The organism is Enhydrobacter sp. (assembly GCF_030246845.1).
In the GTDB taxonomy this organism is placed as follows: domain Bacteria; phylum Pseudomonadota; class Alphaproteobacteria; order Reyranellales; family Reyranellaceae; genus Reyranella.
The window spans coordinates 1752642-1765316 of the sequence record NZ_CP126889.1 but is presented as its reverse complement, the minus strand read 5'-3'; the positions used below and the strand labels follow the sequence as shown (position 1 = coordinate 1765316).

Below are 12675 nucleotides of genomic sequence, written 5' to 3'. Positions count from 1 at the left end.
GCGAGCGCGAGGCATCCGATAAATGGCCATCAAGCTTTATCACGGCGATCTTCCCGCCGACCTCGAGCTCGGCCCGGTGGTGGCGGTCGATACCGAGACGATGGGGCTCAACCCGCATCGGGACCGGCTGTGTCTCGTGCAGCTCTCGGCCGGCGACGGCAATGCCCATCTGGTCCAGATGTCGCGCGGCCCTTACAAGGCTCCCAATCTTGCGGCCCTTCTGGCCGATCCGGCGATCCTGAAGCTTTTCCACTTCGGTCGCTTCGACATCGCCGTGCTCGAGCATGCGCTCGGCATGCGCTGCGAGCCGGTCTACTGCACCAAGATCGCCGCCAAGCTCACGCGCACCTTCACCGACAAATTCGGCCTCAAGGATCTGTGCCGGGAGCTGCTGGGCGTCGATCTCTCCAAGCAGCAGCAGACCTCCGACTGGGGCGCCGAGACGCTCACCGAGGAGCAGCTCGCTTATGCCGCTTCCGACGTCCTGCACCTGCACGCGCTGAAGGCCAAGCTCGACTCGCTGCTGGCGCGGGAAGGGCGGACAGAGCTGGCCGATGCGGCCTTCCGGTTCCTGCCGGCCCGGGCCCGTCTGGATCTCGCCGGCTGGCCCGACCTCGATATCTTCGCCCACTAGGCTGGCACGCTTCTTGCTAGGATCCCTCCAGGGGAAGGCCATGGCCTTCCCGGGCGAGGGTAGATGCGTATCGGTCCAAGTCTCCTCCTGGCCTCGCGCCAGACCCTGGCAATGACGCCGCAGCTCCAGCAGGCGATCAAGCTGCTGCAGTTTTCGCATCTCGAGCTTGCCGCCTACATCCAGCAGGAACTCGAAAAGAACCCGTTGCTTCAGGAAGGGCCGCCCGAGGACGGACCGACGGACGAGAAGGAAGCTGGTGTCGCCGGCCCGCCGGTCGATACGGCCGAGACGCTCGCGGCGGCGGCACCGGCCCTCGCGGAGGCCGACGACCGCTGGGCAGGCGAGTTCGTCGATCGCGGCGGCGACGGAGCCTCGGGCGGGGGCGCGCTGCGCGACGACGCCCCCGATGCCCTCGCGCTTGTGGCCGGCCGGCCGTGTTCGCTGGCGACGCACGTGCTCGGACAGATCGAGCCGATCTTCCGCGACGCCGGGGAACGGCGTGTCGCCTTGAGGCTCGCCGAGAGTCTCGACGAGGCGGGGTATTGCCAGGCCGACGCCGTGGTGGTGGCGCAGGCGCTCGACGTCGCCGTCGGGACCGTGGAGCGTGTGTGGTCGCGCTTGCGCCAGATCGAGCCGGCCGGCCTGTTCGCGCGGACATTGGCCGAATGTCTGGCGGCGCAGCTCGCCGAGCGCAATCGGCTCGACCCGGCGATGCAGGCCTTCCTCGACAATCTCGATCTGGTGGCGGCCGGCGAATTCGGTCAGCTCCGGCGACGCTGCGGCGTGGACGAGGAGGATCTACGCGACATGCTGGCGGAGGTACGCGCGCTCGATCCGCGGCCTGGCGCCGCGTTCGACTTCGAGCCGATGCAGCCCGTCATGCCGGATCTTTCTCTCGTGCCGGCCCGGGATCCCGAGACCGGCGAGGAAGGCTGGCACATCGAGCTCAACACCGAGGCGCTGCCCAGAGTGCTGGTCGATCGCATGTATCATGCGACGCTGATGAAGGGCGCACGCGGCAAGGCCGATCGCGACTTCATCGCCGAACGATTCCAGTCCGCCAGCTGGCTGGTGAAGACCCTGGAGCAGCGCGCCACGACCATCCTCAAGGTCGCGCGCGAGATCGTGCGCCAGCAGGATGGCTTCTTCCGCCACGGCGTCAGCGCGCTCAGGCCGCTGGTGCTGCGCGACATCGCCGTCGCCACCGAGCTGCACGAGAGCACGGTGAGTCGTGTCACCTCGAACAAGTACATCGCCACGCCGCGCGGCATCTTCGAGCTGAAGTACTTCTTCACCTCCGCGCTGGCGGCGCACGCGCCGGGTGTCATGGTCTCGTCCGAAGCGGTGCGCTCGCGCATCCGCCGGCTGGTGGAGGGCGAGAACGCCACGCAGCCCCTCTCCGACGACCGCATCGTCGATCTGCTGAAGCGCGAGGGAGTCGAGATCGCCCGCCGTACCGTCGCCAAGTATCGCGACGCAATGCGCATCCCCTCGTCCGCCGAGCGGCGGCGCCTCGGACGACTCGGGATCGGGCGTCTGTCGTCGGCGAGCCCGACACCGGATGCGCGCGCCAGGGAGATCGCGACAGGCCCTGCCGACTGAGACGGCAGGGCCTTGTGCGCGGGCTTGACCGGCCCGGTAGAGGTGCTTATAGGGGCGCACTTCGCGCCGGGCAGACCCCCGGGCCCGAGCCGCTAACCTCTTGGTGAGATTGTGGAAATCGCCGATCTACTGCCCGGCCCGGATGCTGTCCTGGCTTGCGTGAAGGCATCCGGCAAGAAGGCGCTGCTCGCGGAGCTGGTGAGCCGGGCCGCTGCTCTCTACAAGCTGGACGAACGCCGACTGTTCGACCGCCTGCTCGAGCGCGAGCGGCTGGGCTCGACAGGAATCGGCGGCGGTATCGCCATCCCCCACGGCCGGATGGCGGCGCTGTCCGTACCCGTCGGCGTTTTCGCCCGCCTCGCCCAGCCGATCGATTTCGACTCGATCGACGAGCGCCCGGTGGATGTCGTCTTCCTGCTGGTGGCTCCGGAAGGCGCCGGCGCCGACCATCTGAAGGCGCTCGCCCGCGTATCGCGCCTTTTGCGCGATCGCGCCCTGGTCGAGAAGCTACGTGCCACCGACAATGCCGACGCGCTCTTCGCCATGCTTGTCGAGGCAATCCAGACACAAAGCGCGGCCTGACGCGCTTCGCGCGCGCGATCAGTGCACGAGTGCCGGCTCGAGGTCGTGCTGACGCAGAAGCGCTTCGGCGACCTCGATCGACGGCGCGGCCGCCATCGGCTTGCCGTCGGCGGAAAAGATCGCCACGGCATGCGCCCCGTCCGGGAGGTCCACAGACTTGATATAGGCGATCTGCTGTGCACCAAGGCTCAGGAAAGCGTCGTCGGCGAGGGGCGTGAAGGCGCCGGGCTTGCTGGTCTGGTTGTTTTCCATGGTTACCTCCTTGGCTTCACCGCGGCCCCACACGGCGCGTGGTGAAGTCGATGGTCTGGTTCGCGGAGCTCTCCTTGCCGGAGTCGATGCGAATGGTGCGGACGCGCGGCTCGGCGAGCGGCCGCACGAGGTCGATTTCCAGAAGCCCGTTGTCCAGCCGCGCCCCGGTCACCTCGATGCCGTCGGCCAGCATGAAGGCACGCTGGAACTGGCGCGCGGCGATGCCGCGGTGAAGGAAGACGCGATCCGAATCGTCGCTCTGCCGGCCGCGCACCGTAAGCTGGTTCTCGACCAACTCGATCGAAAGATCCCGGGTGGCGAAGCCCGCCACCGCGAGCGTGATGCGAAGGCCATTCTCGCCGATCTTCTCGATATTGTAGGGAGGATAGCCCTCCGCGCTCTTGGCCAGTCGATCGAGCGTCCGTTCGAACTGATCGAAGCCCAGCAGCAGGGGCGAATTGAACATCGAGACGCGACTCATTTCTAAAACCCTCCTCCGCAGAGCGAGCGGCCCGGAAGCCACGTTGGCCTTCCTTGGAATGAATCTGGTGTTCCCTGGACCCTGTTCAAGTCCCGCAAAAGGACTGTCGGGAGACGACACGGGACCAATTTGAGGCCAGGCGAGCCCATCGCCACGGCCGTCCGGGTCGGCTAGACTACTCAACCCCTCAACGCCCGGCGGATCCGCCGGGCCCAAAAGATCGACGACGATGACACTGGTCGCCTCAGACACCCGCCGACCCGGCGAGCCTTTGATGGCGGGCTCGCGCCCCGTCCGTTCCACCGCCGCCCAGGCGCCTGGCCTTACCGACAAGCTCGCCCGCTGGGGCCAGACCCTGGTCGCAGCCCCCTTGCATATTCTGACGCTGGGCCATCGTGCGCCGGGCTCGTTCTTCGCGGTCGCCCCCGATTCGTGGCCGGGCGACGCGGTTTCCGGCCAGCGCCTTCTGGCGGGATCGCTGGCCGTGTGCGGCGAGGCCGGCTCGATCGCGCCCAGCGATCAGGATCCACCCTGGCAGCGGCCGGGGGCCAGCGAACTGTGGCGGCAGGTTCTGAACGGCTTTGCGTGGCTGCGCGACCTGCGCGATTGCGGCGATCCTGCCGGCGCCGCGCTTGCCGTGCGCCTCGTCGATGACTGGATGGAACGGGAAGGTCGCTGGTCGATCGCGACCTGGCGGCGCGATCTCCTGGCGAACCGCATCGTCGAATGGATCCGCCACTACGATTGGCTCGCCACCGCCGCCGACCCCGGCTTCGCCGGCCGCTTCGTCCAGTCGCTGGCCCGCCAGCGGGCGCACCTGAAGCGCATCGGACGCACCAATGTTGCGGGCCACGAGACAGTGGCAGTGCTGAAGGCAACGATTTTCGCCGACCTTGCCTTCCTGCGCGAAGGCACGGCCTACGAGAAAAGCCTGGAGCAGGCGGTATCGCGGCTCGGCCGTTTCGTGAAGCGCTATGTGCTGCACGACGGTGTGGTGGCCGAGCGCGCGCCTCATCTGCAGGTCGCGGTGCTGCGTCACCTGCTCGATGTGCGGGCGGCGCTCGCTTCCGCCGAGCACAAGGAGCCGGCCGAGCTCGCTGCCGCCATCGAGCGACTGGCGCCCATGCTGCGCTTCTTCCGCCACGGCGACGGCGGACTTGCCCTGTTCAACGGCACCTGGGAAGGCGATCGGGCATTGATCGACCTTGCGCTGGCGCGCTCGGGCTCGGGTGAAAGCGCGCCGGCCATGGCGCTCGCGAGCGGCTTCCAGCGCCTGGCGGCGGGCACCTCGCTGGTGATCGCCGATGCCGGAAGTCCGCCCGGTCGCGGCATGGACGGCGAGGCTCATGCCGGGACGCTTTCGTTCGAGATGAGCGCCGCCCACGAGCGGCTGATCGTGAATTGTGGCGTCTATCCCGGCGCGCCGCGCGAATGGCGCCACTTCATGCGCTTCACGGCCGCGCATTCGACCGCCGTGGTCGACGACACCAACTCGAGCGAGATCACCGATCATGGCGCGCTCGAATATCGCGCCGGCAACGTGCTGGTCGATCGCGCCGAGGACCAGGGCGCGCAATGGCTCGACATGTGCCACGACGGCTATCGCTCGCTGTTCGGCATCATCCATCGCCGTCGCCTGTGGCTGTCGCCGGACGGAGGCGACCTGCGCGGCGAGGACATGTTCACCGGGCCCGAAGGCCGGCCGGTGACGATGCCCGACAAGCGTTTCATCGTGCGCTTCCACCTTCATCCGGCGGTGAAGGCGACGCTGGCGCAAAGCGGTCAGGCGGTGCTGATGCGGCTGCCAAGCGGCCGCGGCTGGCGCCTGCGCGCCTCGGGCGCCGGCATCGGCCTTGCCGAAAGCATCTATCTCGGCGAGGAGGGCCGCCAGCGCCGCACCGAGCAGATCGTCCTCGTGGGCCACGTTCCGGCCGAAGGCGCCGCCGTCAAATGGGCGCTGACCCGGATGGAAGGTTGAGGCCGGGAGCGGCCCTAAGGCTTCAGGAAACCCACCGTCCTGTATACGTCGGCCAGGATCGGGCCGGCGATGGCGCGGGCCTTTTCGACGCCCGCCCGCAGCACCGAATCGACATGGCCCGGGTCCTTCATCAGCCGCTGCATCTCCGCGCCGACGGGGCCGAGCCTGGCGACTGCGAGCTCGGTGAGCGCCGCCTTGAATTCGGAGAACTGCTTGCCCGCGAACTCGCCGATCACCTCGTCCTTCGCGCGGTCGGCGAGGGCCGCGTAGATGCCGAGGAGGTTGTCGGCGTCGGGGCGCTTCTCGGCGTCCGCCGCCGTCTCCGGCATGGGATGCGGATCGGTCTTGGCGCGGCGGATCTTCTGGGCGATCGCGTCGGCATCGTCGGTCAGATTGATGCGCGAGAAGTCCGACGGATCGGACTTGCTCATCTTCTTGGTACCGTCGCGCAGGCTCATGACGCGCGTCGCGGCGCCGAAGATCAGGGGCTCGGTCACCGGGAAGAAGCCCGGCGCGTGATAGTCGTTGTTGAACTTGATGGCGATGTCGCGTGTGAGCTCGAGATGCTGCTTCTGGTCCTCGCCGACCGGCACGTGCGTGGCCTTGTAGATCAGGATGTCGGCCGCCATCAGCGCCGGATAGGCGTAGAGACCGAGTGAGGCGTTCTCGCGGTCCTTGCCGGCCTTCTCCTTGAACTGCGTCATGCGGTTCATCCAGCCCACGCGCGCCACGCAGTTGAAGATCCAGGCGAGCTGCGCATGCTCGGGAACGGCCGACTGGTTGAAGATCGCGTTCCTGGCGCCGTCGACGCCGGCGGCGAGGAAGGCCGCGGCGATCTCGCGTGTCTGCGATGCGAGCTCCTTGGGATCCTGCCATAGCGTGATGGCGTGCATGTCGACCACGCAGTAGAGGCACTCGTAGTCGCCCTGCAGGCGTGCGAAGTTGCGGATCGCGCCGAGATAGTTGCCGAGATGGAGATTGCCGGTGGGTTGCACGCCCGAGAGGATGCGGCCCTTGAGGCCTCGCGCCTGATAGGGCGCGAGATGCAGATTGGGCGCGGCCGCGGCGGTATTGGCGTCAGGCATGGATGTGGACTCCGCTCACTGTCTCGAGAAGCGCGGGCTGTGGACCTCCGCGCGCCCGCCGGTGGAAGGCGAGGGTGCGCGGGTATCGCTCACTTCGCCGCCGGAATCAAGGCGGCAGCCGCTCCAACTCGCTACTTCCGGTGCCAGATGTCGGTGATCGGCGAGGCAAAGGCAGTCTGGGCGAGCGGCGGCAGGTCATAGACCGCCAGGATCGTTCGCAGCACGCTGTAGTGGTCGATCCGCCGGTCGTAGCGGCCGGGCACGATGCCGCTGCCGACGAAGATCGTGGGAATCCGGTTCCTGGCCCCGTCGTCGTCTTCGTCGAACGTCACGACCAGCAGGCTGTTGTGATCGCGGCACCAGTCGGCATAGGCACCGAGGTGCTCGCGCAGCCACCGGTCGCCCCGCTCGACCGAGCCGTCGTGCATGTCGTGCTGCTGGTTGGGAATGACGAAGCTCACCGCCGGCAGCCTCTCGAAATCGGCCGGGAAATCGCTCAGGCGGCGCTCCATCGACCGACCGTCGGGGAACGATTCCCATGGATTGTGCTTTCGCGGCGATCCGTCCTCGATGTAGCCGATGAAGGCCTTGCCGCGCTGCCGCAGGAGATCGGCGAGGGTTGGACCGTTCAGCGTGTGATCACCGTCGTCGCTGACATTGTGGGTCGAGCCGCTGAACAGCGCGAAGTAGTTCGGTTGACTGGGATGCAGGAGGGCGAAGCTTCGGGTGAACAAGGCACCGCGGCCGGCCAGCTCCCGGATGAACGGCGCCGACCCGTCGTCCATGATCTGCGGGAAGCTGTGATTCTCCAGGATGGCGACGACGATGTGGTCGAGCGTAGGCACTGCCGGCGAGCGGCTATGTGCGAGCGAGCGGGGCGACAGCAGGACCGCTCCGGCCACCGCCAACGCTGCCAGGCCAACCAGCCAGCTTGCCAGGAAATAGCGCATCCCGAATCAGCCACCAACAAATGGACGATATCGAGGCAGAGTGTCCGCGTTCAGAAGCGCAGCGTCTTGCCCACTGCAAGCGGTGTGAGCTTGCCGTCGCCGAACTCGTTGCAGAGAGCCGTCATGGCGCGCCAGCCGGTGCAGTGGCCGGCCGCGATGACGTCGAGGTCGAAACCGCGGAGCGCCTTCACCGTTTGCGGAATGATGCGCTCGTTGATGCCGCTCAAATGCAGGCCGCCCAGCACGGCATGCAGGTTCACTCCGGGGAAGCTCGCCCGCGCGTGCGTCAGGACATTGATCACGCCGGCGTGGCTGCAGGCGGTGAGCACGACCAGTCCCTTGCCGCGGACATTCACGGCGACGAAACGCTCGTCCAGCAGGAGTTCATCCGGCTCCCACCCTTTGCCGTCCTCGGTGCGCCGGTGCTGGCCGGGCAGACCTGGCTCGAAGCCGCTGACGCGCGGGATCTCGCCACTCACGAACACCGTGTCGCCGACAATCGTCTGTGCCACACGGGACAGGACCACATGGCCGCCCATCGCTTCGAGGGCAGCGATGGACGGCACATCTTCCATCGGTCGGAAGGAGCCATCCGTCAGCTTGGCGGCGCGGCTCCTGAACATGTCGGGATGCATATGACAGGCGATGTCGCGTCCGCCGTTGCGGTCGCGCACGAGTTGCAGCGCGCGCAACATGGCGCCGGCATGATCCCAGTGGCCGTGGCTCAGCACCATGGCCTCGACCGGGCCAAGGTCGACCCCGAGCCGCGACACGTTCTGCTCGAAGGTGCGGTCCTCGGGGCCCGAATCGAACAAGATCATACGGGCCGCGTCGCCGCTGCGCACCGTCAGAAGACAGGAGAGGCCATGCGCGGCGCAGCAGAGGCAGGCCCCGCCGAGCACCCAGGCGGCACCGCGCCGTCGGCCAAGGCCGGCAAACTCGCTTTCGACGAAAGCCGGCGCCGACGACAGCGAGTCGGTGACGTTGTCGACCAGGATCTGGATATCGACGGAGTCGACGACGGCTAGATCGGTCATCGTAGCGACGATTCTGACACAGGATCGATGACATGGGGAGAGCGATGGCTGCCAATATGGTGCCGGCGAGGGCGGAGGCGCACTGCCAAGGCGGCCGGGCTGCGACGGTTGCGCCGGGCGGCCTTCATGTGCTTGGTAACGGCATGTCGCAAAACCCGCCCATCGAATTCGCTTTCCCCGACCTGCGCCGGTGGGAGAGGGGTGCCGCTCCCTATGTTCATGTGTTCGAGAGCGGCAAGCCGGGGCCGACCGTGATGGTCGCGGCATTGACGCACGGCAACGAGGTGTCGGGTGCGGTCGTGGTCGATGCCCTGCTCGGGAACGGCCTGCGGCCGCGCAAGGGCACGCTGATCTTCGCCTTCAACAATATCGAAGCTTATCTCAGCTTCGATGCACGCGCGCCCTTCAAGTCGCGGATGATCGACGAGGACTTCAACCGCACCTGGGGTCGGCTCGACCAGCCAGCCACCACGGTGGAGACAAGGCGGGCGCAGGTGGTGAAGCCGTTCGTCGAGCGGGCCGATTTCCTGCTTGACCTGCATTCCATGCACGATAACGGCGTGCCGCTGATGCTGGCGGGTCCGCTTGACAAGGGCGTGGCCCTCGCCCGGCGCATCGGTGCCCCGGTCGACATCATTCGTGACGCCGGTCATGCCGCCGGCATGCGCATGCGCGACTACGGCGCGTTCGGCGATCCGAAGAGCCCCAGAAACGCCCTGCTGATCGAGACGGGCCAGCACTGGCGCGCCTCTTCGGTCGTCGTCGCCAAGGACGTGACGGCGCGGTTCCTCGCCGAGACGGGCGTGGTGGACGCCGGCGATCTGCCGGCCGGCTGGAAGCAGCCCTCGCCGCCTGGCCAGCGTGTCGTCGAGGTGACGCACGCCATTGCCACCAAGCGCGGCAATTACGTGCCGGTGCGTCCTTTCAAGGGCCAGGAGGTGATCGCCAAGGCCGGCACGGTTCTGGGCCACGACGACGACGAGCCCGTCACGACGCCATACGACGACTGCGTGCTGGTGATGCCATCGTCCAATCGGCCGCTGCGTCCCGGCGTGACCGTCGTCAGGCTGGGCCGGCTGGCGGCGGCGTAGCGCCGCTCGGCGGGCGGCGCAGGAAACGCAGGTCGGCGAGCCTCAGCACACCGAGCGCGATGGCGAGGCCTGCGTAGGCGAGCGCGCCGGCGACGCAAAGGCCGACGAGCGCAGCCACGCCCTCGAGGTCGGGGTGCGACAGCGGTCGCTCCAGGGCGATCAGCACGCCGCAAAGGACCACGCCCATGCCTGCGGTGGCGATCAGGGCGCGGATGAAGCGCGAGACCAGCCGCTTGTCCGGCACCCACTGGTGGCGGCGCAACAGGACGGCGGCCAGCAGGGCGGCATTGAGCCAGCCGGAGAGCGACGAGGCGAGGGCGATGCCGACCTGGGCAAGCGACGTGCCGTAGATGAAGGCCGCATTCATGGCGACGTTGGCGACGATGCAGGCGATCGCGATATGGAGCGGCGTGCGCGTATCCTCGCGCGCGAAGAAGCCGGGCGTGAGCGCCTTCACCAGCACGAACGGCGGCAGACCGAGGGCGAAGGCGGCGAGCGCGCCGGAGGCGCGCATCGTATCGGCTGGCCCGAAGCGGCCATGCTCGAACAGGACGCGGATCATCGGCTCGGCCAGCAGCCAGAGCGCCAGCGCCGAGGGCAGGCTGAACAGCAGGCCGAACTCGATGGCGCGGTTCTGGTTCGCCATGGCCGCCTCGGCCTGGCCGGCCCGCAGTTGTCGGGCGAGCAGCGGCAGCAGCGCGGTGCCGATGGCGATGCCGACCACGCCGAGGGGGAGCTGGGCGATGCGGTCGGCATAGTAGAGCGCCGAGATCGAGCCTGTCGGCAGCAGCGAAGCCCAGATCACGTCGAGCATGACGCTGATCTGTTGCGCGCCGCCACCGATCGCCACGGGAGTCGCGAGCTTCACCAGATGGGCGACGCGCTCGGTGTAGCGCGGTCGCACGAGCTTCATGCCGACGCCGTCGCGGCGACAGGAAAGCAGCAGCCACAGCCACTGCAGCAGGCCCGCGAGCGCGACGCCGATCGAGGCGGCATAGCCGCTGTTGGGCAGGAACGGCGTCAGGCCAAGGACGGCGCCGATCAGGGCGATGTTGAGCAGCACCGGTGTCACGGCGACCTCGGCGAAGCGGTCGATGCTGTTCAGCACGCCGCCATAAAGCGAGGCCAGCGAGATGAAGATCAGGTAGGGGAAGGTGATGCGGCTGAACTGGACGGCGAGATCGAAGGTCGCGCGATCGTCGGACAGGCCCGGCGCGAGCAGCGAGATCACAACCGGCATGGCGAGAACCAGGAGCGCCGCGAACGGGATCAGGATCAGCAGCAGGCAGGCATGGGCCTGGCGGGCGAAGGCGAGCGCGGCGTCGCGCCCGTGGCCCTGCAGTTCGCGCGCGAAGAGCGGGACGAAGGCGGCCGAGAAGGCACCTTCGGCAAACAGGCGGCGGAAGAGATTGGGCAGCTTGAAAGCGACGATGAAGGCATCGGCCACGGGGCCCGATCCCAGGACCGCCGACAGCACGATATCGCGAACGAAGCCCAGGATCCGGCTCAAGAGCGTGAAGCCGCCGACGGTCGTGATGGAGCGGCCGAGGCTCATCGGAGCGCGCCGCTCCAGTGGGAGTGGCGCGCTCCGATGAGAATCACTGCCACAATACCGTCATCGTTCGCTGTCATCGTTCCTTCCGGTGGCGGCCGACGATGTGATGGTCGGTCCAAACCGCTGCCACGCTGGTCCCGGACAGGGGCCGGTTTCTTGTCGCTTCGCTTAAGCTCGCGCGGCCGCAAGCTTCAACAGGGTCTCGCGGTCCTGGGCGGCGAGCTTCTTGTAGTCGGCGACGATCTTCTCGAGCTCGTCGGCCGGCAGCACCGTCTCCAGCCGGGTGAAGCCCTGCGGGGCGCGCTGCTCGACGATATCGAGCATGATGTCGATGCCCTTGCGCCGGTTGCTCTCGACGATGCGTGCCATCGGCGGCAGGCGGCGCGCCTCGTAGCGCTTCAGCGCCTCCTCCGGATCGTCGCCGACGCCCAGCTCCTGCGCGATCGCCTCGCCGTCGATGATCGCCTGCGAGGCGCCGTTGGAGCCGATCGGATACATCGGATGCGCCGCATCGCCGAGGAGCGTCACGCGGCCATGGCTCCAGCGCGGCAGCGGATCGCGATCGACCATCGGGAACTCGTATACCGCATGCGCGGCCCGGATGACCGCCGGCACGTCGAGCCAGCCGAACTTCCAGCCCTCGAAGCGCGGCAGGAAGTCCTCGAGCCGACCCGGCCGATTCCAGTCCTCGCGCGGCAGCAGGGCCTTGTCGCCCATATGCAGATCGCAGATCCAGTTGATCAGCGATTCGCCGCGCTCGGCATGCCGGCGGCTGATCGGATAGCAGACGAATTTCTGCGTGTGGTGGCCCGCCTGGACCATCGTGGCGCCGCCGAGAAAGGGCTTGGCCACGGTGACGCCGCGCCACATCAGGATCCCCTGCCACTTGGGCGGTCCCTCGTCGGGGTAGAAGCGCGCGCGAACGGTCGAATGGATGCCGTCGGCGCCGATCAGGATATCGCCCTCGGTCCGTTCGGCCGCCTTGCCGTTGCGATCGACGAAGTGGGCGATGACCTTGTCGTCCTTCTGCTCGAAGGCGCCGATGCGGCGGCCGAACCGGATCCGGTCGTCCCCCAGCGTCTTCCGGGCCGCCTCGAACAGGATCAACTGCAGTTCGCCGCGATGGATCGAGAATTGCGGCCACGGAAGGCCGGCACGGCGTCCGCGCGGATCGGCCCAGATCGTCTGGCCGTGACGATTGGCGTAGCGCAACTCGCGGGTCTCGATGCCGGATGCCGCCAGCGCCGGTTCCAGTCCGAGATCGGCCAGGATCCGCACCGCGCCGGCCTGGATGTTGATGCCGACGCCGAGCGGCTTCAGCTCGCTCACCGCCTCGAACACGTGAACATCGAAGCCGGCGCGATGCAGGCACATCGCCGCTGTCAGCCCTCCGATGCCGGCACCCGCAATGAGGACCTTCATGGGGGC

The 12675-nt window shown here is 67.9% G+C and carries 12 protein-coding genes; 5 read left to right on the top strand and 7 right to left on the bottom strand.

Annotated elements, in window-relative coordinates:
- Positions 1-22: 22 nt before the first annotated feature.
- The 3 genes from OJF58_RS08925 (at position 23) to OJF58_RS08915 (ending at position 2818) form a co-directional block, all read left to right on the top strand.
- Positions 23-634 (top strand): ribonuclease H-like domain-containing protein, encoded by a 612-nt coding sequence (locus tag OJF58_RS08925; RefSeq protein WP_300783633.1) that lies wholly within the window; start codon positions 23-25, stop codon positions 632-634.
- A 63-nt stretch (positions 635-697) separates the two neighbouring features.
- The gene (rpoN, locus tag OJF58_RS08920; protein WP_300783631.1) at positions 698-2236 is read left to right on the top strand and encodes an RNA polymerase factor sigma-54; all 1539 of its coding nucleotides are present in this window, start codon (positions 698-700) and stop codon (positions 2234-2236) included.
- A 111-nt stretch (positions 2237-2347) separates the two neighbouring features.
- The gene (locus OJF58_RS08915) at positions 2348-2818 is read left to right on the top strand and encodes a PTS sugar transporter subunit IIA (RefSeq protein ID WP_300783629.1); all 471 of its coding nucleotides are present in this window, start codon (positions 2348-2350) and stop codon (positions 2816-2818) included.
- Between the two features lie 18 nt (positions 2819-2836).
- Here the strand turns inward: OJF58_RS08915 and OJF58_RS08910 are convergent, their stop codons facing one another.
- Complete coding sequence (locus tag OJF58_RS08910; protein ID WP_300783627.1) at positions 2837-3070, bottom strand: DUF1150 family protein; 234 nt, start codon at positions 3068-3070, stop codon at positions 2837-2839.
- Positions 3071-3086: 16 nt separating this feature from the next.
- The gene (locus OJF58_RS08905) at positions 3087-3551 is read right to left on the bottom strand and encodes an Hsp20 family protein (RefSeq protein WP_300783625.1); all 465 of its coding nucleotides are present in this window, start codon (positions 3549-3551) and stop codon (positions 3087-3089) included.
- Positions 3552-3825: 274 nt separating this feature from the next.
- Here OJF58_RS08905 and OJF58_RS08900 point away from each other — a divergent pair, with 274 nt between their 5' ends.
- Positions 3826-5529 (top strand): heparinase II/III family protein, encoded by a 1704-nt coding sequence (locus tag OJF58_RS08900; protein WP_300783623.1) that lies wholly within the window; start codon positions 3826-3828, stop codon positions 5527-5529.
- Positions 5530-5543: 14 nt separating this feature from the next.
- Here OJF58_RS08900 and trpS read toward each other — a convergent pair whose 3' ends face one another.
- From trpS to OJF58_RS08885, 3 genes are all read right to left on the bottom strand, one after another.
- Positions 5544-6614: a tryptophan--tRNA ligase gene (gene trpS, locus OJF58_RS08895; RefSeq protein ID WP_300783621.1), complete on the bottom strand. Its 1071-nt coding sequence runs from the start codon at positions 6612-6614 to the stop codon at positions 5544-5546.
- A gap of 131 nt (positions 6615-6745) precedes the next feature.
- Complete coding sequence (locus OJF58_RS08890; protein WP_300783619.1) at positions 6746-7564, bottom strand: alkaline phosphatase family protein; 819 nt, start codon at positions 7562-7564, stop codon at positions 6746-6748.
- A 50-nt stretch (positions 7565-7614) separates the two neighbouring features.
- Positions 7615-8601, bottom strand: a complete 987-nt coding sequence (locus OJF58_RS08885; RefSeq protein WP_300783599.1) for an MBL fold metallo-hydrolase — start codon at positions 8599-8601, stop codon at positions 7615-7617.
- Between the two features lie 44 nt (positions 8602-8645).
- Here OJF58_RS08885 and OJF58_RS08880 point away from each other — a divergent pair, with 44 nt between their 5' ends.
- Positions 8646-9692, top strand: coding sequence for a succinylglutamate desuccinylase/aspartoacylase family protein (locus tag OJF58_RS08880; protein WP_300783598.1), 1047 nt, complete (start codon positions 8646-8648; stop codon positions 9690-9692).
- Here the strand turns inward: OJF58_RS08880 and murJ are convergent.
- Together murJ and OJF58_RS08870 are read right to left on the bottom strand one after the other, a co-directional pair.
- Complete coding sequence (murJ, locus tag OJF58_RS08875; protein ID WP_300783597.1) at positions 9664-11247, bottom strand: murein biosynthesis integral membrane protein MurJ; 1584 nt, start codon at positions 11245-11247, stop codon at positions 9664-9666. The two genes, OJF58_RS08880 and murJ, sit on opposite strands and share 29 nt — an antisense overlap.
- A 168-nt stretch (positions 11248-11415) precedes the next feature.
- Positions 11416-12669 (bottom strand): flavin-dependent oxidoreductase, encoded by a 1254-nt coding sequence (locus tag OJF58_RS08870; protein WP_300783596.1) that lies wholly within the window; start codon positions 12667-12669, stop codon positions 11416-11418.
- Positions 12670-12675: the final 6 nt, after the last annotated feature.